The 20,656-nt window shown below is 66.0% G+C and carries 21 protein-coding genes; 3 read left to right on the plus strand and 18 right to left on the minus strand.

What is annotated here, in order from left to right; translation table 11 throughout:
• Positions 1-116: 116 nt before the first annotated feature.
• From P8T11_RS08210 to P8T11_RS08295, 18 genes are all read right to left on the minus strand, one after another.
• Positions 117-920, minus strand: coding sequence for an N-acyl homoserine lactonase family protein (locus P8T11_RS08210; protein ID WP_268077409.1), 804 nt, complete (start codon positions 918-920; stop codon positions 117-119).
• Positions 921-933: 13 nt separating this feature from the next.
• On the minus strand, positions 934-1,647 hold the full coding sequence (locus tag P8T11_RS08215) for an ABC transporter ATP-binding protein (protein WP_268077408.1): 714 nt from the start codon (positions 1,645-1,647) through the stop codon (positions 934-936).
• Positions 1,634-2,416 (minus strand): ABC transporter ATP-binding protein, encoded by a 783-nt coding sequence (locus P8T11_RS08220; RefSeq protein WP_268077407.1) that lies wholly within the window; start codon positions 2,414-2,416, stop codon positions 1,634-1,636. The genes P8T11_RS08215 and P8T11_RS08220 overlap by 14 nt, the downstream gene beginning before the upstream one ends.
• Positions 2,413-3,387, minus strand: a complete 975-nt coding sequence (locus P8T11_RS08225; protein WP_268077406.1) for a branched-chain amino acid ABC transporter permease — start codon at positions 3,385-3,387, stop codon at positions 2,413-2,415. Before P8T11_RS08225 ends, P8T11_RS08220 begins: the two co-directional genes overlap by 4 nt.
• A gap of 3 nt (positions 3,388-3,390) precedes the next feature.
• On the minus strand, positions 3,391-4,260 hold the full coding sequence (locus P8T11_RS08230) for a branched-chain amino acid ABC transporter permease (RefSeq protein WP_050445339.1): 870 nt from the start codon (positions 4,258-4,260) through the stop codon (positions 3,391-3,393).
• An 18-nt stretch (positions 4,261-4,278) separates the two neighbouring features.
• Positions 4,279-5,442: an ABC transporter substrate-binding protein gene (locus P8T11_RS08235; RefSeq protein WP_268077405.1), complete on the minus strand. Its 1,164-nt coding sequence runs from the start codon at positions 5,440-5,442 to the stop codon at positions 4,279-4,281.
• A gap of 51 nt (positions 5,443-5,493) precedes the next feature.
• Entirely contained in the window at positions 5,494-6,342 is an 849-nt protein-coding gene (locus tag P8T11_RS08240) for an alpha/beta fold hydrolase (RefSeq protein WP_268077404.1), read from the minus strand.
• Complete coding sequence (locus P8T11_RS08245) at positions 6,339-6,734, minus strand: hypothetical protein (RefSeq protein ID WP_268077403.1); 396 nt, start codon at positions 6,732-6,734, stop codon at positions 6,339-6,341. The genes P8T11_RS08240 and P8T11_RS08245 overlap by 4 nt, the downstream gene beginning before the upstream one ends.
• Before the next feature lie 135 nt (positions 6,735-6,869).
• Positions 6,870-7,541: a 3-oxoacid CoA-transferase subunit B gene (locus P8T11_RS08250; RefSeq protein WP_268077402.1), complete on the minus strand. Its 672-nt coding sequence runs from the start codon at positions 7,539-7,541 to the stop codon at positions 6,870-6,872.
• Complete coding sequence (locus P8T11_RS08255; protein ID WP_268077401.1) at positions 7,531-8,223, minus strand: 3-oxoacid CoA-transferase subunit A; 693 nt, start codon at positions 8,221-8,223, stop codon at positions 7,531-7,533. Before P8T11_RS08255 ends, P8T11_RS08250 begins: the two co-directional genes overlap by 11 nt.
• 34 nt (positions 8,224-8,257) lie before the next feature.
• Positions 8,258-9,430, minus strand: a complete 1,173-nt coding sequence (locus P8T11_RS08260; RefSeq protein WP_268082418.1) for a thiolase — start codon at positions 9,428-9,430, stop codon at positions 8,258-8,260.
• Positions 9,430-9,828, minus strand: coding sequence for a Zn-ribbon domain-containing OB-fold protein (locus P8T11_RS08265; RefSeq protein ID WP_268077400.1), 399 nt, complete (start codon positions 9,826-9,828; stop codon positions 9,430-9,432). Before P8T11_RS08265 ends, P8T11_RS08260 begins: the two co-directional genes overlap by 1 nt.
• A gap of 54 nt (positions 9,829-9,882) precedes the next feature.
• Entirely contained in the window at positions 9,883-11,970 is a 2,088-nt protein-coding gene (locus P8T11_RS08270; protein ID WP_268077399.1) for a 3-hydroxyacyl-CoA dehydrogenase NAD-binding domain-containing protein, read from the minus strand.
• A gap of 7 nt (positions 11,971-11,977) precedes the next feature.
• Positions 11,978-12,190 (minus strand): biotin/lipoyl-containing protein, encoded by a 213-nt coding sequence (locus P8T11_RS08275; RefSeq protein ID WP_268077398.1) that lies wholly within the window; start codon positions 12,188-12,190, stop codon positions 11,978-11,980.
• A 62-nt stretch (positions 12,191-12,252) separates the two neighbouring features.
• Positions 12,253-13,635 carry an acetyl-CoA carboxylase biotin carboxylase subunit gene (locus P8T11_RS08280; protein WP_268077397.1) on the minus strand — a complete coding sequence of 461 codons (1,383 nt, stop codon included), beginning with the start codon at positions 13,633-13,635 and terminating at the stop codon, positions 12,253-12,255.
• A gap of 20 nt (positions 13,636-13,655) precedes the next feature.
• Positions 13,656-15,203: an acyl-CoA carboxylase subunit beta gene (locus P8T11_RS08285; protein ID WP_268077396.1), complete on the minus strand. Its 1,548-nt coding sequence runs from the start codon at positions 15,201-15,203 to the stop codon at positions 13,656-13,658.
• Positions 15,204-15,264: 61 nt separating this feature from the next.
• Positions 15,265-16,245 carry a Bug family tripartite tricarboxylate transporter substrate binding protein gene (locus P8T11_RS08290; RefSeq protein WP_268077395.1) on the minus strand — a complete coding sequence of 327 codons (981 nt, stop codon included), beginning with the start codon at positions 16,243-16,245 and terminating at the stop codon, positions 15,265-15,267.
• An 84-nt stretch (positions 16,246-16,329) separates the two neighbouring features.
• Positions 16,330-17,298, minus strand: coding sequence for a Bug family tripartite tricarboxylate transporter substrate binding protein (locus P8T11_RS08295; RefSeq protein ID WP_268077394.1), 969 nt, complete (start codon positions 17,296-17,298; stop codon positions 16,330-16,332).
• A 171-nt stretch (positions 17,299-17,469) separates the two neighbouring features.
• On the opposite strand from P8T11_RS08295, the gene P8T11_RS08300 reads away from it, so the two are divergent.
• From P8T11_RS08300 to P8T11_RS08310, 3 genes are read left to right on the plus strand one after another with little or no spacing between them, the layout of a single operon-like run.
• On the plus strand, positions 17,470-18,924 hold the full coding sequence (locus tag P8T11_RS08300) for an aldehyde dehydrogenase (protein ID WP_418910242.1): 1,455 nt from the start codon (positions 17,470-17,472) through the stop codon (positions 18,922-18,924).
• Between the two features lie 21 nt (positions 18,925-18,945).
• A complete protein-coding gene (locus P8T11_RS08305) occupies positions 18,946-19,902 on the plus strand; it encodes an NAD(P)-dependent oxidoreductase (RefSeq protein WP_268082416.1) in 957 nt (318 codons plus the stop codon).
• Between the two features lie 17 nt (positions 19,903-19,919).
• A complete protein-coding gene (locus P8T11_RS08310) occupies positions 19,920-20,636 on the plus strand; it encodes an IclR family transcriptional regulator (protein ID WP_268077393.1) in 717 nt (238 codons plus the stop codon).
• The last annotated feature ends 20 nt before the right edge of the window (positions 20,637-20,656 follow it).

Raw genomic sequence — 20,656 nt, forward strand, 5'->3', positions numbered from 1 at the left:
ACAGCCGAGTCGATACTCGGCGTCTGGCTGCCTGAAGGATGGGTTGGGCGGGAAGGGTCTTATGCGGCTCGCCTTGCCGCGGGAGCACGCCGGGTCGACGCTTATTGCCGTTTCTGCTACCCGGAAACGCGCGGCTCTCGATGCAGCATCACCACATGCGACGAATCCTGCCAGTGCGGATACCGTTCCAGCACTGCCGGGTCGTGCCCCGGCACCACATGCTGCTCGGACTGCGCCGCGCCATACAGCTTCGCATAGCCCGACAGCATCTGCGCCGTGTTGTAGACGATCGGAAACGGCCTGCCCTGCCCCATGTTCTCGTAGTAGTGGCTGGCGTCCGACGCCAGCACCACCCAGCCGCGTTCGGTATGCACTCGCACCGCCTGCAAGCCTTTCGTGTGGCCACCGATATGCAGCAACTCGACGCCCGGCAGCAACTCGTCGTCGCCGTCATGGAATTGCACCCGGCCGTCGTAGACCCGCCTGACCAGCGTGACCACGTCTTCCACCGCATAGGCATGGCGCAGCGGTTCAAAGCACATGCAGCGGCCGGTGGCATAGTCCATTTCATCGTCCTGCACATGAAAGCGTGCCCGAGGCAGCCGATCCAGATTGCCCGCGTGGTCGTAATGCAAATGGGTCAGCACCACATGCTGCACGTCTTCGGGCTGCACGCCAAGCTGCGCCAGTGCGGCAATGGGACATTGGATCAGCTCGCGCCGCCGCGTGCGCGCCATGTCGGCGTTGAAACCGGTGTCGACCAGCACGACGCGGCCCGCGCCACGTATCAGCCACACGAAGAAATCCATGGGCATGTCGCCGTTGTGGGGGTCGCCGCCCAGGAAGTTGTCGCGCCGTTGGCGCGGCATGCGGGCGTAGCGGATGGCGTAGACCTCGTACTCGGGAAGCGTGTTTTGCATCGTCAGGCTCGCGTCAAATTCCCAGATATGCTTTCTGTACGAAGGGGTCGGCCAACAGGTCGGCGCCCTTGCCGCTGCGCACCACCTCGCCGTGCTCGAATGCATAAGCCTGATGCGCCAGGCGCAGCGCCAGCCGCGCGTTCTGCTCCACCAACACAATGGCGATGCCGCTGTCGCGGTTGATGCGCTGGATGGCGTCCGCGATCTCGGCCACGACCTTGGGCGCGATGCCCAGCGATGGCTCGTCCAGCATCAGCAAGCGGGGCTGCGCCATCAGCGCGCGCCCGATAGCCACCATCTGCTGTTCACCGCCAGACAAGGAACCCGCCAACTGCGCGCGCCGCTCCTGCACGCGCGGAAACAGCGCATAGATCTCATCCAGCCGCGAACGGACGCGGGCACGAGACCGGACGCCATGCGCGCCCGCCATCAGGTTGTCCAGCACGGTCATGCGGCCGAACAGCCGACGCCCCTCGGGCGACAAGGCCAAGCCGGCCGAGACGCGCGCCGCCGAACCCAGCCGCGCGATGTCGCGCCCGTCGAACAAGATGCGACCGCCCGCCGCCGGGGCCAGACCGATCAAGGCCTTCAGCGTGGAGCTCTTGCCCGCGCCATTGGAGCCGACCAGCGCCACGATCTGGTCCTGCTCAACCGTGAAGCTGATGCCGCGCACCGCTTCCAACGACCCGTAGCGGACCTTCAGGTCCTGGACTTCAAGCATGGGCATAGTCGGGGGCTCCCAGATAGGCTTCGATCACGGCGGGGTTGTCGCGGATGGCTTGCGGCGTGCCCTCGGCGATTTTTTCTCCTTGCACCAGCACCACGATGCGATGGCTAAGCTCCATGACCAGCGCCATGTGATGTTCCACCAGCAGCATCGTCAGCCCCTCTTCGGATTGCAGGCGGCGCAGCAAGCGACCCAGCTCATTGCATTCTTCGTGGTTCAGGCCGGCCGCCGGTTCATCCAGAAGCAGCATGCGCGGACGGCAGGCCAGCGCAACAGCGATGCCCAGTTTTTTCTGCAAGCCATAAGCCAACGACCCCGCTGCCGCGTCGCGCCAGGGCTGCAAGTCCAGCAGTGTTAGCAAGCGGTCTACTTCCTGCGTGACTTCGGAGGCAGACAGCAGATCCTGCTTGCGGCCCGCCAGGCGGCGCAGCCAGGAGTGCCGCACGCGCGACAGCATGCCGCGCCGGATATTTTCGGCAACAGTGACTTCGGGATACGTCGAGGTGGACTGGAATGTGCGCGCCAGGCCCAGCACCACTACCCGGCTGGGCGGGCCGCCGGAGATATCGCGGCCGTCGAAATGGACCGTGCCGGCGGACGGCGGCATGGTCCCACTGATGACGTTGAATGCCGTCGTCTTGCCCGCCCCGTTGGGGCCGATCAAGCCAACGATTTCACCTGGGGCAACGGCAAAGCTCACATCGCGCAAGGCCGCCAGGCCACCAAAGCTGCGCGACAGGCCCTGTACCTGCAATAGAGGCTGGCTCATTGGGACTCCTTGTGCCGACGCGCTTGCCACGGCCCCGGCAAGCCGGCAAGACCCGCCGGCAGAAAACGCAGGATGAGGATCAGCGCCGCGCCATAGAAGATGTGCTGCGTTTGCACCGCGCCACGAAACAGCTCGGGCAACGGCGTCAGCACCATGGCGCCGATCAAACCGCCCCATACCGAACGGCGGCCGCCGATGACCAGCATGATGATGAAGCCGATGGAGATGCTGACGTTGAACGATTCGGGCGACACATAGCCCACATAGCGTGCCTGCAACGCCCCACCCACGGCCGCCAGCGCGCAGCCGGCGACAAAGGCGCAAAGCTGGATCCGGCGCACGCTTAAGCCCGTGGACTCGGCCAGCGCCGGGTTCTCCGCGACCGCGTCGATGGCATGGCCGAAGGGCCGCCTGGCCACCGCGTTCAACAGCGCCACGGAGGCCAGCGCCACACATAGCGCCAGGCCATAGAAACCGGCGCGCGTGTCGAACACAAAGCCTGCCAGCGCGGCCGGCTGGATGCCGGCAATGCCATTGGCGCCGCCCGACCAGGACGAGCCATCCAGCAGGATCAAGCGCACCAGTTCGCCGAACGCGAACGTGACCAGCACGAAGTACACGCCCTTCAGGCGCAAGATGATTGCGCCCAGCACCAGCGCGACCAAGGCGGTCAGCACCACCCCGGCCAGCGTGGACGGCAGAAAGCTCCAGCCCAGCAGGCGCGCGGCCAACACCGAACCGTAAGCGCCCAGCGCGACGAAAGCGGCGTGTCCCAACGACAACTGCCCGCAGCGCGCAATCAGCGCCAGCCCGTTGACGATCAGCACGTTCAGGCAGGTCAACACCGCCAGATGCTGCACGAATGGCCCCGCGAACCAGGGTGCGACCGCTGCCACGGCCAGGGCGGCCCACAACAGCCAGCGCCAGGGCGCGGGCCGTGCCACGTCGGCTTGTAGAGAAAGTTCCGTCATGGCTTATGCCTCCCCTCGGCCAAGCAGCCCTTTGGGCCGCACCACCAGCATCACGATCACGACGGCAAAGATCAGCATGTCCGCCGTGCTGCTTTGAAACAGCAGGCTGCCGTAGCTTTCCGCCAGGCCCAGCGCCAGGCCCGCGACCGCCGCGCCCGGTATGCTGCCCAACCCACCCAGAATGACCACGATGAACGCTTTCAGCAGCGGCGTGGCGCCCACGAAGGGCGACACCGAGAACAGCGGCGCCATCAATGCGCCCGCCACCGCCGCCAACCCCACGCCCAGCCCGAAACCCAAGGGGTAATAGATGCGCGAACGGATCCCCTGGATGCCGGCGATTTCAAAGTCCTCGACCACCGCGCGCAAGGCGCGCCCCGGACGCGAATGGCGTAGAAAGCCATACAGCAAGGCCAGCGCCAGCAAGGCGAACACCACCACATACACACGCGACAGCGGGATGACCAGCTTGCCCATGCGCGCCGTGCCCTGCGCCACGGCGGGCATGGACAGGGGGTCGGGGCCGAAGAACATCAAGGCCAGGTTCTGCAGGATCATCGCCAGGCCGATGGTGGCGATCATGCCGTTCAGCTCATCCCGCCGAAACGGTTTGAGCACGCCCCATTCCAGCACCGCGCCGCCCGCCACCGCCAAAGCGAAGGTCAGCGCCACGGCGGGCAGGAAGGTGAAGCCCGCCTGCGTCGTCAGGTAATAGGCGCCGAATGCCCCCAGCATGTAGAACTCGCCATGGGCGAAGTTCACCATCCGCATGACGCCGAAAACCAGCGTGAAGCCCACGGCCATCAGCAGGTACAGCAGCCCCACGATCAAGCCGTTGATCGTGGCCTGCGTTAACAAAATGCTCCAATCCACGTGGCATCCCCCGCCGCGCTAGCGGCATCCTTCGACGGTGCAGCGCGCGCGGATCACCTCGCGCCCATCCTTGACCTCGGCCACGTAGAACGGCGCGTTCAACTGGTGGTTGATGCCGTACATGGCCTTGCCTGTCCAGCTCAGCTTGCCCAAGGACCCTTCAAAGCCATCCAGCTTTTCCAGTTCGGCCCGCACGCGATCAGTGTCTTCCACGGTGCCGGCGCGGCGCATGGCCTCGAACAGCATGTTGGTGCCGTCATAGAACGCCGGGCTGAAGCCGTTCATGGAATGCTTGTACTTCGCGGCGTAGCGCTCGGCGTAGGCCTTGGTGGCGGGCAGTTCCGGATCCATCGGCGTGTGCACCAGCATGCCTTCGGTGGCTGCCTTGCCGGCCACGTTCACGATCTCTTGCGTGGCGGGGCCGCCGGTGCGCACGATGCGCCCTTCGAAGCCCAGTTCGCGCGCCTGCTTGACGATCAAGCCCGCCGTGGTGGGCGAATTGCCGTCCAGTTCGATGGCGTCAATGCCGCGCGCCATCATGCGCGTCAGCACGGGCACGAAGTCGACACGGTCACGTTCAAAGAATTCCTTCACGGACAAGGCCGCGCCCGCCTTCTTGTACGCGGCTTCCAGGTCCAGCGCGATCTGCTGCCCGGTTTCGTCGTTGGGAAACAGTGCGCCGACCTTGCGCAGGCCCTGCGACTTGACCACCCAGTCGATCTGCGGCTGCGACACCTCGGCGGTGGTGACGTTGGGGCGGAACGTAAACGGCTTGTCGGCGGCCAAGGCCTTGGCGGTAAAGCCCAGTGTCATCACGATCACCTTGTTTTTCTCGGTCATCGGCTGAATGGCCAGCACGGGCGCCGATCCCACCGGGCCGATCACGTAGCGCACCTTGTCTTCGAACACCAGGCGGTTGGCCACGGTCACTGCTTCGTTGGCCTGGTACTTGTCGTCATAGGCCACGACCTCAACGCGGTACTTCTTGCCGCCCACTTCCAGCCCGCCGGCCTCGTTCACCTGATCCGCCGCAATTTCGGCGGCGTTCTTCATGCCCTGCCCCCAGGCGGCGCCCGCGCCGGAAAGCGTGACCAGGGCACCCAGCTTCAGCGTCTCTTGCGCCTGGGCGGCGGGAACTGCGGCCAAGGCAACGATGCCGGCCAGAATGATCGGATAACGCATGATGTCTCCTGAGGGGTCGCGGGCATGGGCTGCCCGTCGGTTATGCCTGCGCTACAGGCGGGCGATGGCGTCCAGCACCGGCAGGACATAGCCGCGAAACTGCTGGGGGTTTTCGCTCATGGGGAAATGTCCCAACTCGCGCATGACGGTGACCTGCGCGCCGGGAATGCTGGCGGCGGTGCGCAGAGTGTCTTCCGGCGTGCACGAGAAGTCGTATTCCCCCGTCAGCAGAAAGAGTGGACAGCGATCTGTGCGGATGCCATCCAGATGGCCCCGCAGATCACCATCCACGCGATAGAAATACAGATCGCCGCGAAACACGCCGGGGCCACCCTGCATGTACTGCCACAGGGTTTCGTGGCGATAGACCTCGGGCGACTGCGGCGCGACCAAACCGGACACCAGCGCGGCGCAGACCTCGCCGCCATGGACGTCGCCGCGATGCAGCCACGACGTGTCGTACCAGGGTTCCTGGAAGTCGGCCGCTTCCACCCCGATCAGCGCGCGAAAGCGATCGGCGTGCTGATGCGCAAGCTGCAACACGATGCGCCCGCCGATCGAACAACCGATCAGCGCCGGGCGGTCCAGCGCCAGGGCATCGCAGAACGCCATCACGGTTTCCACATAGCGTTCGGTGGACAAGCGGTATTCCTCGTCCTGCCAGCCGGCCGGCGGGTAAGACTTGCCGTGCCAGGGCATGTCGAAGGCAATCACGCGATAACGCGAGGTGATGTCCGTATCGCACATCATGTGGCGGTACTGGCGGCTGTCGGCGCCGGCGGTATGCAGGCAGACCAGCGGGATGCCTTCACCCGCTTCTTCAAAATAGACGCGGCAGGGCTGGCCCGCGATCTCAACCGACACGTAGCGGCCAACAATGGGTTCCAGCGCGGCGCTCATGCTTGCGCCTCGCGGCCGGTGGCCAACAGGTCCTTGACGAATTGCAGGTGCGCCATCAGGGGTTGAAGATTTCCTTCAATGGCCAGCTCGCCGCGCTTGCTCAGCGCGAAGATGTCGTGCCAGCCCGCGTCCGGCACGGCTTGCCAGAAACGTGACCAGGCGTTGACGGACGCGCGCAGCGACACGTCGCACGACGGCAGCGGCGCCGTGGGCGCGTCGACGGCGGCAACATGACCATCGCGGATCCGGACAAGCAGCGGGGCATCGCCGAAGCGCAGCAGCAGGTCCATATTGACCTGGCGCGGCCGCGAGAACGACAGCGCGCGGCTGCGGAATCGATGCACAAGCTGCGCGTCCAGGGCCTCTTGCGCTGGCATAGCGTTGGTTTCCATTGTCTCTTCCTGCCTATGCGGTTCTTGTATGGCCGTTTCATGTGTTCTTATACACAGAACGCTTATTCTTTCTATAAGAACATTCTAAGGATCGAAATCTCCCCGTGTCAACACGGGGAAAGTACGAGCCAAGCGCTATTGCGGATCCAGCACTCGGCAATCCTCCGCGAGTGTCAGCGGGCAGTCCGTCAGGTCCTGCAAGGTGGCAAAGCGCAGCCCCGCCACCATCGCAATCACCCGCATGCCCTCCGGCAGCACGTCGATGATCGCCAGGTCGGAATAGATGCGGTCCACCACCCCCGCACCGGTCAGCGGATAGGTGCATTCGCGCACGATCTTGGGCTGCCCGTCCTTGGTGACGTGCTCCATCGTGATGTAGACCTGGCGTGCGCCAGCCACCAGGTCCATCGCGCCGCCCACGGCCGGTATCGTGCCCGGCGCCCCGGTGTCCCAATTGGCCAGGTCACCGCGCGCCGACACCTGAAATGCGCCTAGCACCGTCAGGTCCAGGTGGCCGCCGCGCATCATGGCGAACGACACCACGTGGTCCGTGATGGACGCGCCCGGCAACAAGGTCACCGCTTCCTTGCTGGCGTTGATCAGGTCCAGGTCCAGCGGCGCGTCGGGGTCGCCCGGACCCATGCCGACAATGCCGTTTTCGGTATGCAGGATCACATCGCGGCCTGCCGGCAGAAAGGCCGACACCAAGGTCGGAATGCCGATGCCCAGGTTGACGTAGGCGCCGTCCGGAATGTCCGCCGCGACCAGCCGGGCAATCTGCCGCCGATTGAGCTTTTCATATTCCATGGTTGTCTCCCACCTGCACCACTCGCTTGACGAATATGCCCGGCGTCATCACCTGTTCGGGCGGGATGCCACCCAGTTCCACGATGCTGTCCACCTGCGCCACCGTGGTGGTGGCGGCCATGCACATCACCGGTGCGAAATTGCGGCCGGCGTAGCGGTACACCAGATTGCCCCAGCGGTCCGCCGTGCGCGCCTTGACGAAGGCGAAGTCCCCCTTCAGCGGCGACTCCAGCACGTAGCCCACGCCGTCGATCACGCGGGTTTCCTTGCCCTGAGCCAGCGGCGTGCCATAGGCGGTGGGCGTGAAGAACGGCCCCAGGCCCGCGCCGGCCGCGCGCATGCGCTCGGCCATCGTGCCCTGCGGCACGCATTCCAGTTCGACCTTGCCCGCTCGGTAAGCCTCGGCGAATGCGGCGGCGTTCGGGTTCTTGCGGTCGGACGAGCGTGCAAACGAGCAGATCATCTTGCGCACACGCCCGGCTTGCACCAACTGGCTCAGTCCCCGCTCGCCGTTGCCGGCGTTGTTGTTGACGATGGTGAGTTCGCGCGCGCCTTGCTGCAACAGCGCGCACACCAGCTCGGTGGGCACGCCCGAAGCGCCAAAGCCGCCGATCAGAATGACCGCGCCGTCCTGCACGTCCGCCACCGAGGCGGCCAGCGTATCGAATGTTTTATCCAGCATGGAATTCCTTTTTCCTGGATGGGAAGCGGCCCGCTCAGCGCGTGGACGGGCCGCCCAGAATGGCGGTGGACTGGCTGGACAAGGTGCCGCCGTTGCCATGCACCAGCGCGATGTCGGCGCCCGGCACCTGGCGTTCGCCCGCCTGCGCCCGCAATTGGCGCACGGCCTCGATCACCAGGAAGATGCCGTACATGCCGGGATGCACGCAGGACAAACCGCCGCCATTGGTGTTCACCGGCAAGCGGCCGCCCGGCGCGATGCCGCCGCCTTGCACATAGGCCCCGCCCTCGCCCTTCTTGCAGAATCCCAGGTCTTCCAGGAACAGCAGCGTGTTGATGGTGAAGGCGTCGTAAAGCTCCGCCACGTCCACGTCGGCCACGTTCAGGCCGGCCATGGCCAGCGCGCGCTTGCCCGATTCGGCCGCCGCCGTCACGGTCAGGTCTTCCATGGACGAGATCTGCCGGTTCCATACCGCCGTGGCACTGCCCAGCACGTAGACGGGCGGTTGCCGTAGTTGGCGGGCGCGGTCGGCGCGCACCATCACGTAGGCGCCGCCGCCATCGCTGACCAGGCAGCAGTCGCGCACCGTCAGCGGGTCCGACACGGGCCGCGAGCGCAGCACGTCGTCAATCGACAGGGGCTCGCGCATCGCGGCCTCGGGGTTCAGGGCCGCCCAGGCCCGCGCGGCCACGGCCACCTCGGCCAATTGCTCGCGCGTGGTGCCGTACTGGTGCATGTGACGCGCGGCGGCCAAAGCGTAGGACGTGACCGGCTGCAAGGGCGAATACGGGTGTTCGAACGGCTGCGGGTCCAGCAAGGTGCGTGCCTTGACGCCTTCCTTGCGGCCGAAGGTGGCCGTCTTCTGCGTGCTGCCGTAGCAGACCAGCACCGCATTGCATTGCCCGGACACCAGCGCCATCACCGAGGGCAGCAGGTGCGAGACAAAGCTCGACCCGCCCAGCATGGTGGCTTCGATATAGCGCGGGCGCAGGCCCAGGTACTCGGCAACCGGCATGCTCCACATCGTGGCGGACGAACTACATGTGGCCAGGCCGTCTATATCCCGCATGGTCAGGCCGGCGTCGGCGACCGCGCGCGACGCGGCCTGGGCCAGTACTTCCATCTCCGTGTAGCCGTGCGCTTCGCCCAGGCCCGCGTGTCCTACCCCGGCAATGGCGACTTGCCCGCGCATTGATTCCAGCGACATCATGCGGCCTCCACGGCGTCGAACACCACCAACGGCTGGGCCGAGTCGCGCAGCACCCGCGCCTTGACCGGCATGCCGATCCGCAACTGGTCCAGCGCCACGCCGTCCACGCGGCTCATCATGCGCACGCCTTCGTCCAGATCGATCAGCGCCACGTTGTAGTCGCCGCCCGCCTCGGGCTTGCGCCGCACGATGCTGAAGGAATAGACCGTGCCGGTGCCAACGGGGTCCGTCCACGCCAGATCCGTCGCGCCGCAGTGCATGCATAGCGTGCGCGGAAAGAACTGATGCCGGCTGCAAGCCTTGCAGTGCTGAATCTGGAAGCGGCCCTCGGCCAGGGCGGCAAAGTACTGTTCCTGCGGCCCCCGCGCGGTAGCGCCGGCCTGTTCCGTATGCATTGCTGTCTCCTCTATATTCTTAAGGACGCCACGCATGATGCGCAGCCCCTTGCTTTACAAGTCCGCGAAGCGCTTGCCTTCGGCCACCAGCCGTTCCAGCAGCGGCGCGGGTTGCCACAGTTCGCCGTGTGCTTCATGAAAGCGCCGGATGGTGGCCAGCACCGCCGGCAAGCCCTGCTCATCCGCGTAGAACAAGGGCCCGCCCCGATACGCCGGAAAGCCATAGCCGTTGACATAGATCACGTCGATGTCGGAGGCTCGGCGGGCAATACCCTCTTCCAGAATGCGCGCGCCCTCGTTGACCAGCGCATACATCGTGCGCTGCACGATTTCCTCGTCAGTGATGTCGCGTCGCGCAATGCCGTCCTGGCGGGCGCATTGTTCGATCAGCGCCAGCACCTGCGGGTCTTCGAGCGGTTCGCGGCTACCGGCCTCGTAACGGTAAAAGCCGCTGCCGGTCTTCTGGCCAAAGCGCCCCTGTTCGCACAGGCTGTCCGCCACGCGCGAATAGCGCAGGTGCGCAGGCCGCGTGGGCGCCATGCGCTTGCGGAAGGCCCAACTGATGTCCAGGCCCGCCATGTCCGCCATCCGCAACGGGCCCATGGCCAGACCGAAACGCTGCAAGGCGCCATCCACCTGCGCGGGCGACGCGCCTTCCTCCAACAAGAAATGTGCCTCGCGCGTGTAGGGGCTGACCATGCGGTTGCCCACGAAGCCATCGCACACGCCCACCAGCACCGGCAGCTTGCCCATCTGCCGCGCCAGCCGGAACACGGCGGCGATGACGTTGCCGTCCGTCTCGCGGCCTTGCACCACTTCCAGCAAGCGCATGACGTTGGCCGGGCTGAAGAAGTGCATGCCCAGCACCTGCGCCGGCCGGCGGGTGAAGCCGGCAATCTCGTCGATGTCCAGGCGCGACGTGTTCGACGCCAGGATGGCCTGCGGTTTGCAGACCGCGTCCAGCGCCGTGAAAATCTGCCGCTTCACGTCCATGTCCTCGAAGGCGGCCTCGATCACCAGATCGGCGTCGCGCAGGTCAGCCACGTCCAGGCTGGTGCGTATGCGCGCCTCGCGTGCCTCTACCTGCGCCGCCGTCAGCTTGCCCTTGGCCGCCGTCGCGGCGTAGTTCTTGCGGATGGCTGCCCAACCGCGCTCCAAGGCCTGCGCGTCGCGTTCAACCAGCACCACGGCAAGGCCGGCATTGGCCAGGCTCATCGCAATGCCCCCGCCCATCGTGCCCGCGCCCACCACGCCTACCGTGGCGATGGGGCTTTGGGCCTTCCACCCCTCGGGCAGCTTGACGGCGGCACGCTCGGCAAAGAACAGGTGGCGCTGCGCCTTGGACTGGCTGCCATTGACCAGCTCCAGAAAACGTTCGCGCTCAAACGCCAGGCCATCCTGCAGCGTGGTGTTGGCGGCGGTTTCCACGCAGGCCACGCAGGCCAGCGGCGCCACGCAACCGCGATAGCGGCGGGCAGCCTGTTCGCGAGCGCGGTCGTATATGCCCGGGTCAGCCGGAGCCGCCACCTTGCGCGCACCGACGTTGCGGCCGGCCAGCGGCCCATCGGCATGCGCCAGTGCATAGGCGGCGGCGCGTTGCGGCAGATCGTCAGCAAACACCTCGTCAAGCAGGCCCCAGTCCAAGGCCCTGGCCGTGTCGATGGCATCGCCTTGTGCAATCATCGTTAGCGCGCGTTCAACCCCAACGATGCGGGGCAGGCGCTGCGTGCCACCCGCGCCGGGCAGCACCCCCAGCGTCACTTCGGGCAGGCCCAGCGACGCGCCGTCCAGCGCCACGCGATAGTGGCAGCCCAGGGCAAGCTCCAGCCCGCCGCCCAAGGCCGCGCCGTGTATGGCCGCAACCACCGGCTTGGCCGCCCCTTCTATCAGCGCGATCACCGTACGCAGCGTGGGTTCGCGCGTGGACATCGGCGTATTGAATTCGCGGATCTCGGCACCGCAGCAAAAGAAGCCACCGTCACCCGCGAGCACCAGCGCGCGCACACCCTCATCCGCAAGCGCCGCTTGAATCGCTGCGTGCAGTTCAGCGCGCAGGGCCGCGCTCAGGCTGTTGACCGGGGGATTGCGCAATCGCAGCACCGCCACCTGGCCCGACTCCGTCCGTTCGGTATGGATCAGCATGGCAGCCTCACTCCAGTTCAACCACGATCTGGCCTTCGTCCACCTCGTCGCCCTCGCCCACCAGCACGCGCGCCACGATACCGCCGCGTTCAGCCTCGACGGGGATTTCCATCTTCATCGACTCGACCTTGATCACGCTGTCACCGGCGTCCACGCGCTGGCCCGGACGCACGCTGACGGCAACCACACGGCCCACCACGGGCGTTTCTACTTTGAACATGTCTTCTCCTTGGATGCGGGGTTTAGCCCTGCTGCTTTGATTGCTGGGTTGCTTGGCATTGCTTAGCTTGCTTGAGCCACCAGCTCCGCCCGCGCCGCCGCGCGCGGCGCTTCCAGAATGCGGCCCACCATGCCGGTGCAGACTTCGCCGGCGGCAAACGCCGGGTCGTTTAGCACTTGCAGGATGAATGGAATGTTGGTCTTGACGCCTTCGACGCGGAACCGCGCCAGCGCCTGTTTCAACAGCGCCAAGGCCTCGTTCCGCGTTGCTGCATGCGCAATCACCTTGGCCAGCATCGGGTCGTAGTGGCTGGACACACGGCAGCCTTCGGCGTAGCCCGTCTCCACGCGCACGCCGGGCAAGTCTGGCGGGTCAAACGTGCGCAGCACGCCCGGCGACGGCAGAAAGCGCACGGGGTCTTCTGCGTAGACGCGCGCTTCCAGCGCATGCCCGCGCAAGGGCGGCACCTGCGCCAGCACGCTATCCATGTGCTCGCCCGCCGCCAGCCTCAGCTGCGCGGCCACAATATCAACGCCGGTCACCGCTTCCGTCACGGCATGCTCGACCTGCAAGCGGGTATTGATTTCCAGGAAGGAAAAGCCGGACTCGGGCGTGTACAGCATTTCAACGGTGCCGATCACGTCGTAACCCAGGCCGGCCAGCATGCCTTCCAGTCGGGCCGCCATGTCTTGCACGGCGGCCCGGTCCAGCCCCGGCGCGGGCGCCTCTTCCAGCACCTTCTGGTGCCGACGCTGCGTTGAGCAGTCACGTTCATACAGGCATCGCACTTGCCCGTGGCGGTCCGCCAGAAATTGGAATTCGATATGCCGGGGGTTGCTCAGCAGCTTTTCCAGATACAGGTCCGACCCGCCGAAACTGCGCTCGGCAATCTGCCGCGCCCGCCCCCATTCGGCATCGACGTCCTGCGGGCCATGCATGGGAATCATGCCGATGCCGCCGCCGCCAGAGGCCGGCTTGATCAACACCGGATAGCCCAATGCTTGCGCCGCCTGGCGCACCGCATCCAGGTCGCCGCCCAGCACCGCGCTGCTGGGCGCCATCGGCATGCCCAACGCGGCCATCGCGTCGCGCGCCTGCGTCTTGTGTCCCAGCATACGGATCCAGCGCGGCGACGGCCCCACGAAAATCATGCCCGCCTGTTCCACGGCCTGCGCAAAGTCCGCGTTTTCCGACAGGAAGCCATAGCCCGGGTGCAGCGCGTCCGCGCCGGTCTCGCGCGCCACACGCAGCAAGGTGTCACGGTTCAAATAGCTTTGCACGGCGGGCGCGGGGCCGATCGCAACCGCCGCATCCGCTTCACGCAGATAGGGAAGATCACGATCCGCCTCGGAATAGACGGCAACCGATTCCAGGCCCAGCGCACGCAGCGCCCGGATGACACGCCGGGCAACCGCGCCCCGGTTGGCAACAATCACTCTTTTCATCTGGCGCTCCCGATGCGGCGTCATGGCCGATAGCCAAAGGCGCGCGGGCCGGGTTCGCGCAAGGGCATCACCACTTCCACGAACTCTTCCAGCACCTGCCGCGTGGTGGCGGGGTCGATGATGTCTTCGACGACGAAGGCCTCGGCGCTGCGAAATGGCGAGGTCAGGCCGCGCACGCGGGCCTCGATCTCGCGCATCTTGGCTTCGGGGTCCGAAGCGGCTTCGATCTCGGACTTGTAGGCCACTTCCAGCCCGCCTTCCACCGGCAACGAGCCCCATTGGGCAGACGGCCAGGCATAGCGGAAATTGAAGCGGCCCGCGCTTTGATGACCGCCGGCCGCCACGCCAAAGGCCTTGCGCACGATGATCGAGCACCACGGCACGGTGGACTGCGCCACGGCAGTCAAGGCGCGCACGCCGTAGCGCATGGCGCCGGCCTTCTCGGCGTTCAGGCCAATCTGGAAACCGGGTACGTCCACCAGGTTCACGACCGGCAGGTGAAAGGTCTCTGCCAGATCCAGCAGGCGCGTGAATTTTTCGGCGGCTGGGCCGTCCCAACCGCCGCCGTAGTGATAGGGGTCGCTGGCGAATACCGCCACCGGCCAGCCATCGATACGCGCCAGGCCGGTGATGACCGCCCTGCCCCAGCGCTTGCCGATTTCCATGAACGATCCCTCGTCCATCAGCGCCGACACGATGGGCCGCATCTTGTAGACGGCGCGCGGGTCGCTGGGGATGGCGTCGCGCAGCCAGTCCTGGTCAGCGGCAGCACTGGCGGGGCTGGCGGCGCGCGGCGGCAATTCATGCACCGAGCGTGGCAGATATGACAGGAAGCGGCGCGCCATGGCAAAGGCCTCCGCTTCGGAATCGGCTTCGTCGTCCACGACGCCATTGCGGGTGTGGATGTCGCTGCCGCCCAATTCGTTCTTTTCCAGGTTCTGGCCGATACGCGCGACAACGGGCGGGCCTGCGATGAAAAGCTGCGAGGTCTCGCGCACCATCACGGCGTAATGGCTGGCGGCCACGCGCGCCGCGCCCAGGCCCGCCACCGAGCCCAGAGCCAGCGACACCACCGGCACGGTGGCCAGGTTTTGCGCCATCAAGGGCCACATGCGCAGCTTGGGCAGCAAGGTGTGGCCCTTGATTTCGATACTGCGTACCGACCCGCCGCCGCCCGTGCCGTCCACCAAGCGCAAGAGCGGCAGGCGCAGGTCATGCGCCATGCGTTCAGCCTCAACCAGCTTGTCGCCGACCGCGCCATCGTTGGCGCCGCCGCGCACCGTGAAATCGTCGGCGGCCACCACTACCGGCCGCCCTTCCACCTTGGCGCGGCCAATCAGCAGGTTCGACGGCGTCAGGTCCGTCAAACGCCCTTCGGCGTCGTACTCGCCGCTGCCCGTCAGCGCACCCACTTCGCGAAACGAATCTGCGTCAACCATGGTGGCAATGCGTTCGCGCACCGGCAGCTTGCCGCCTTCCCGATGCCGGCGCACCTTGGCCTCGCCGCCCATGCGCGCCGCCAGCTCTTTGCGTTGCGCCAGTTCTTGCAGTTCTTTATCCCAGGACACCTTGTGCTCCTCCCTGCCTGTTGCGATGGCGGCATGCGCCGCCGGTTCGGTCGATGCCGGATCAGTCGATCTTGATGTTGGCGCGCTTGATCAGCGCTTCGTTCTGCTTGAGCTCGTCGGCAATCTTTTGCCGGAAAGCCTGCGGAGACTGCGTGGACGGATTGCCCTGTGCCGCCAGGCGCGCGCGCACGACGGGGTCCTTGGCCACCGCCGCAATCTCGCGGTTCAGGCGGTCGACCACGTCGGGCGGCGTGCCGGCGGGCGCAAAGATGCCCACCCAGAACGAGATGTCGAAATCCGGATAGCCCAGCTCTGCCACGGCGGGCACGTCCGGCAGGTCATGCCAGCGGTTGGCGGTGGACACGGCCAGCGCGCGCAGCTTGCCGGCCTTGATGAGCGGCACGCCGGACAGCGTGTCGAAACCGAAGTCGACTTCCTTGGACAGCAAGCCCGCCTCCATCGGCGCCGCGCCCCGGTACGGCACGTGAAGCATCTGCACATCGGACATGGCGGCAAGCTGCGCGCCGGCCAGATGCATCAGATTGCCGTTGCCGGCCGAGCCATAGCTGATGGTGTTGGGCTTACTCTTGGCCAGCTCCACCAGCGACTTGACGTCGGTTACGCCCGCCACGCGCGGGTTGTCGGCGTTGATGGTCAGGATGAAAGGCACCGACACCACGGTTGTCACCGGTGCGAAATCCTTCAAGGGGTCGTACTGCAGATCCTTGTAGAGCAAGGGGTTGACGGTGATGGAACTGGAATTACTGACCAGGATGGTGTAGCCGTCGGGCTTGGCCTGCGCCACGGCGCGCGCGGCGATCATGCCGTTGGCCCCGGTCTTGTTGTCCACCACGAACGACTGCCCCATGCGCGTGGATAGCGCGTCACCGACGATGCGCGCCACCGTGTCGATGGTGCTGCCGGGGCTGAAGCCCACGACGAACTTCACCGGAGCATTGGGATAGTCCGCGGCGCTTGCCGCGAGGGGCGCGGCCGTGGACAACGCGATCGCACCTGCTGCCAGCCATGTTGAAACGGTCATGATGTGTCTCCTCCGAGGTTGCCTGATGCCGTGCCCCGCGCTACGTCGGCGAGGGGCTACGGACGCTTGCGTGCGCGGTTGCGCTTACTGCTGGGCGACGGCGCCAGACGCCTTGACGGCCTGGCCCCACTTCTTCTGTTCTTGCGCCATGAACGTGGCGAACGCCTGCGGCGTGCTGTTCACCACGTCGCCACCCATGGCCTCGATGCGCGTTTGCATGGCGGGCGTGGCGACGATCTTGGATACGTCCTCATAGATGCGTTGCGCCTGGGCCTGCGGCAGCGATGCCGGCGCCAGCAGGCCGAACCACGTCGCGGCCTCGAAGCCGGGCATGCCGGCTTCCGCGAAGGTCGGCACATTGCGCAGCGCCTGCACCCGCTTGCCGTTGGCGACCGCCAGCGCACGCAGCTTGCCGGATTCAATCAGGGGCAAGGCCGACGTGATCGTGGCCAGCATCATCTGCACCTGCCCGCCCGCCAGGTCCGTGAAAGCCGGTGCATCGCCTCGGTACGGCACGTGCGTAATGCGCGATTGCGTGGCGATCTTGAACAGTTCACCGCTAAGGTGCTGCGCCGTGCCATTGCCGGGCGACGCGAAATTGACCGACGCGCTGTTCTCCTTCAGGTACGCCAGAAATTCGGGCAACGTCTTGGCCGGAATGTCGGGGTTGACCACCAGCACCAGCGGCACCTTGGTCACCAAGGTGATGGGCCTGAAGTCCTTGACGGGGTCGTAGTTCAGCTTGCTGTACAGGTGGCCGCTGATGGTGTGCGCGGACGTGGTCATGAAGAGCGTGTAGCCGTCCCCCTTGGCACGCGCCACCGAACTGGCGCCAATGGTGGTGCCCGCGCCGGCGCGGTTTTCCACGATGACGCTCTGGCCCCAGGCCTGCGTGAGCTTTTCCGCCACGGCGCGCGCCACCACGTCGGTGGCCCCGCCCGCGGGATACGGCACCACCATCGTCACGGGTTTGGAGGGATAGGAATCGGCGACTGCCGTTCCCGCGAACAGCGTCGTGGCACATGCCAGGGCGCTCAACCAATTGCGTTGCATCGAGAGGTCTCCTCTTGTCATCGAATGACGGTTTGTATATTCTTATCGTTCCAGTAGACAGAACGCTTATTCTATTTTATATTTTTTCGCACGAAGCCTGTCAACGACTAAATGCATGCCGGACGGCGCCAGGCCAGTCCGGAATTTCCATCAAGAGAGGAACAACCCGTCATGTCCGAATCCTCGGAAACCCTGAAATCCATGCTGATTGGTGGTGAATGGATCGCCCAGGGCGATGCCGCGTTCGCGTCGGTCAACCCGGCCACCGGCGCCCACAATTACCTGATCAGCGCGGCCTCCGATGCGCAGGTGGACCAGGCCGTGGAGGCGGCCTGGCAAGCCCAGCGCCAGCCCGCCTGGCGCGACATGCTGCCGCACCAGCGCGCGGCGATTCTGCGCCGCATTGCCGACGGCATGGAGCAACACGCCGACCTGCTAGCGCGTTTGCAGATGATTGAAAACGGCAAGGTCTGGGCCGAATGCAAGACGCAGGTGGCCAGCGCCGCGGCCACCTTTCGCTACTACGCGGGCGTGTGCGAAACCTTGGCCGCGGAAGTCACGCCGGCGCGCGGCAACTACCTGTCCATGACGCACTACGACCCGTATGGCGTGGTGGTGGCGATCACCCCGTGGAATTCACCGCTGACGATGGAAGCGCAGAAGGTGGCGCCCGCGCTCGCGGCCGGCAACGCCGTCATCCTCAAGCCTTCGGAAGTGACGTCCTCGCCCGCGCTGGCGCTGGGCCGCATCGCCCTGGAAGCGGGCTTGCCGCCGGGCATTCTCAACGTGGTCACGGGCCTGGGGTCCACGGTGGGCCGCCGTCTGGTTGAACATCCCGGCGTGCGCATGGTGTCGTTCACGGGCGGCACCGCCAGCGGCCGAGCGATTGCCCACGCCGCCGCCGAAAAGCTGATGCCCGTGGCGCTGGAGCTGGGGGGAAAGTCGCCGCACATCGTGTTCGATGATGCTGATCAAGACGCCGCGATAGCCGGCGTGATCGGCGGCATTTTTGAAGGCAGCGGGCAGTCTTGCGTGGCGGGTTCGCGCTTGTATGTTCATCGGAGCATCGCGGAATCCTTCATCGCGAAACTGGTGGCGCGCGCGGGCGAACTGAAGGTGGACCTGCCCGATGCCGCCGGCGCGCAGATGGGTCCGATCGCATCATTTGCCCATCGCGAAAAGATCGAAGGCATGGTCGACGCCGCCAGGCGCGATGGCGCAGAAGTGCTGCTGGGCGGACAGCGACCGGACGGCGCCGCGCTCGAAGCCGGCGCGTTCTACCGGCCCACCATCCTGGGCGGACTGGCGCGAGACGCGCACGTGGTGCGCGAAGAAATCTTCGGCCCCGTGCTGTGCGCGCTGACCTTCGACGATGAAGACGATCTGGTCGAGCAGGCCAACGACAGCGTCTACGGCCTGGCCTCCGGCATCTGGACGGCGGACTACCGCCGCGCCTGGCGCGTGGCCAAGCGCCTGGAAGCGGGCAGCGTCTGGATCAACACCTACAAGCAGCTTTCCATTTCCACCCCGTTCGGCGGCTTCAAGCAAAGCGGCATCGGCCGAGAAAAAGGAGTGAGCGGGCTGCGCCTGTACCAGCAATCCAAGGGCATCTACTTCGGCATGTAGGCCGCGCGCCCCTTCGCTTTCATTCTTCATTCTTCTTTCAGGGCCGCGACGACGGCTTCCCCTTCTTCGGAGACTATCCACATGTCTGAATTTCAACGAGCCGGCTTCATCGGCCTGGGCGTCATGGGCGAACCCATCTGCCGCAACCTGGCCGCCAAGGGCGGGCTGCCCGTGCTGGGCTGCGACACCGATCCCGCCCCCTTGCAGCGCCTGGCCACGCATGGCGTGACGGCCGCGACCACCACGCAAATCATGCGCGAATGCGACGTGGTGTTCCTGTCGTTGCCGTCCGGCGAAATCGTGGCGCAGCTTGCCCGCCAGGCCGATGGCTTGCTGGCGAATACGCGCGCGGGCCAATTGATCGTGGACCTGAGCACCTCGCCGGTGGACGTCACGCGCGAACTCGCCGCCGAGTTCGCGGCCAAGGGCGCCATCTTCATGGACGGCCCTGTCGCGCGCACGCGCGCCGCCGCCGAAGCTGGCACGCTGTCCGTCATGATCGGCGGCGACGCCGAGACGTTTGCGCGCATCAAGCCGCTGGTGTCCACGTTCGCCAACGAGATCACCTATTGCGGCCCGGTGGGCAGCGGCCAGGTGGTGAAGATCCTGAACAACATGGTGTTGTTCGAGACCGTGGTGGCGCTGTCGGAAGCGCGCGCCATTGCACGCCGTTCGGGGGTGGATCCGCAGGTGCTGCTGGAGACCTTCACACGCGGTTCGGCCGATAGCTTCGCGTTGCGCAACCACGGCTTAAAGGCTATTCTGCCCGGTGAATTTCCCGAAAAAGCCTTCCCCGTGGACTATGCCCGCAAAGACCTGCGCTACGCGCTGGCACTGGCGGAACAGACCGGCGTAGAGGCACTGGGCGCCCGCAACGTAGACCACTGGTTTGACGCCGCGTTGGCCCAGGGCCATGGCAACCGCTATTTCCCGGTGATCAGCCGGGTCATTGATCCGGACCCGGGAACCAACGCCTAATCATCCCTATCATTCCAATGAGCCGTACCCCCACTCAGGACAATTCCAGTGATGGCGTCGCCGCCGTCGAACGCGCCCTGACGATCGTCGGCGCCGTGGCCGAACGCACCGAGCCCATCACGCTTGCCGACCTTTCCCGAGCCACGGGGTTCTACAAGAGCACGCTCTTGCGGCTCATCGCCTCGCTTGAAAAAGCAGCCCTGGTGGTGCGCCGCGCCGACGGCCGTTATTCCCTGGGGCCTTACGCCCACCACCTGGGACGCGCTTACGAAGCCACCTACCGGCTGACGGAAACCATCCTGCCGTTGCTGCAAGGCCTGGTCGACAAGGGCACGGAAAGCGCGTCGTTCCACGTCTACCACGACGCGCATTCCCGCGTGTGCGTGTTGCGCGTCGATTCGCACCACTCCACCTTGGACCGCATCCGCGTGGGCGATTTGCTGCCGCTGGACAAGGGCGCCGCCGGCAAGCTGCTGACGGCCTATCTGGTGCAAGGCAAGTCGCCCGCCGAAGTGGGCCTGATGCTGGCATCCATGGGCGAACGCGACCCGAACTGCGCCGCCGTGGCCAGCCCGGTGTTCGGCCCGGACGGCGACATCTGCGGAGCCATCTCGTTGTCGGGCCCCAAGGAACGCTACTCGCCCGCCGCCGTCAAGAAGATGGCCAAGCTGGTGCAGGAAGCCGCAGCCGACGCCACGCGGTCCCTGGGCGGACGCTGGCCGTCAGCAAAATAACAAGCAGCGCGGTCCCGATA

Origin of the sequence: Achromobacter spanius (assembly GCF_029637605.1) — a bacterium.
Taxonomy (GTDB): Bacteria; Pseudomonadota; Gammaproteobacteria; order Burkholderiales; family Burkholderiaceae_B; genus Achromobacter; species Achromobacter spanius_E.

What these genes read in the sequence shown, in the direction of transcription:
- P8T11_RS08210 (WP_268077409.1), bottom strand. Translation starts at nt 920, where the DNA reads ATGCAAAACACGCTTCCCGAGTACGAGGTCTACGCCATCCGCTACGCC.
- P8T11_RS08215 (WP_268077408.1), bottom strand. Translation starts at nt 1,647, where the DNA reads ATGCCCATGCTTGAAGTCCAGGACCTGAAGGTCCGCTACGGGTCGTTG.
- P8T11_RS08220 (WP_268077407.1), bottom strand. Translation starts at nt 2,416, where the DNA reads ATGAGCCAGCCTCTATTGCAGGTACAGGGCCTGTCGCGCAGCTTTGGT.
- P8T11_RS08225 (WP_268077406.1), bottom strand. Translation starts at nt 3,387, where the DNA reads ATGACGGAACTTTCTCTACAAGCCGACGTGGCACGGCCCGCGCCCTGG.
- P8T11_RS08235 (WP_268077405.1), bottom strand. Translation starts at nt 5,442, where the DNA reads ATGCGTTATCCGATCATTCTGGCCGGCATCGTTGCCTTGGCCGCAGTT.
- P8T11_RS08240 (WP_268077404.1), bottom strand. Translation starts at nt 6,342, where the DNA reads ATGAGCGCCGCGCTGGAACCCATTGTTGGCCGCTACGTGTCGGTTGAG.
- P8T11_RS08245 (WP_268077403.1), bottom strand. Translation starts at nt 6,734, where the DNA reads ATGGAAACCAACGCTATGCCAGCGCAAGAGGCCCTGGACGCGCAGCTT.
- P8T11_RS08250 (WP_268077402.1), bottom strand. Translation starts at nt 7,541, where the DNA reads ATGGAATATGAAAAGCTCAATCGGCGGCAGATTGCCCGGCTGGTCGCG.
- P8T11_RS08255 (WP_268077401.1), bottom strand. Translation starts at nt 8,223, where the DNA reads ATGCTGGATAAAACATTCGATACGCTGGCCGCCTCGGTGGCGGACGTG.
- P8T11_RS08260 (WP_268082418.1), bottom strand. Translation starts at nt 9,430, where the DNA reads ATGTCGCTGGAATCAATGCGCGGGCAAGTCGCCATTGCCGGGGTAGGA.
- P8T11_RS08265 (WP_268077400.1), bottom strand. Translation starts at nt 9,828, where the DNA reads ATGCATACGGAACAGGCCGGCGCTACCGCGCGGGGGCCGCAGGAACAG.
- P8T11_RS08270 (WP_268077399.1), bottom strand. Translation starts at nt 11,970, where the DNA reads ATGCTGATCCATACCGAACGGACGGAGTCGGGCCAGGTGGCGGTGCTG.
- P8T11_RS08275 (WP_268077398.1), bottom strand. Translation starts at nt 12,190, where the DNA reads ATGTTCAAAGTAGAAACGCCCGTGGTGGGCCGTGTGGTTGCCGTCAGC.
- P8T11_RS08280 (WP_268077397.1), bottom strand. Translation starts at nt 13,635, where the DNA reads ATGAAAAGAGTGATTGTTGCCAACCGGGGCGCGGTTGCCCGGCGTGTC.
- P8T11_RS08290 (WP_268077395.1), bottom strand. Translation starts at nt 16,245, where the DNA reads ATGACCGTTTCAACATGGCTGGCAGCAGGTGCGATCGCGTTGTCCACG.
- P8T11_RS08295 (WP_268077394.1), bottom strand. Translation starts at nt 17,298, where the DNA reads ATGCAACGCAATTGGTTGAGCGCCCTGGCATGTGCCACGACGCTGTTC.
- P8T11_RS08300 (WP_418910242.1), top strand. Translation starts at nt 17,470, where the DNA reads ATGTCCGAATCCTCGGAAACCCTGAAATCCATGCTGATTGGTGGTGAA.
- P8T11_RS08310 (WP_268077393.1), top strand. Translation starts at nt 19,920, where the DNA reads ATGAGCCGTACCCCCACTCAGGACAATTCCAGTGATGGCGTCGCCGCC.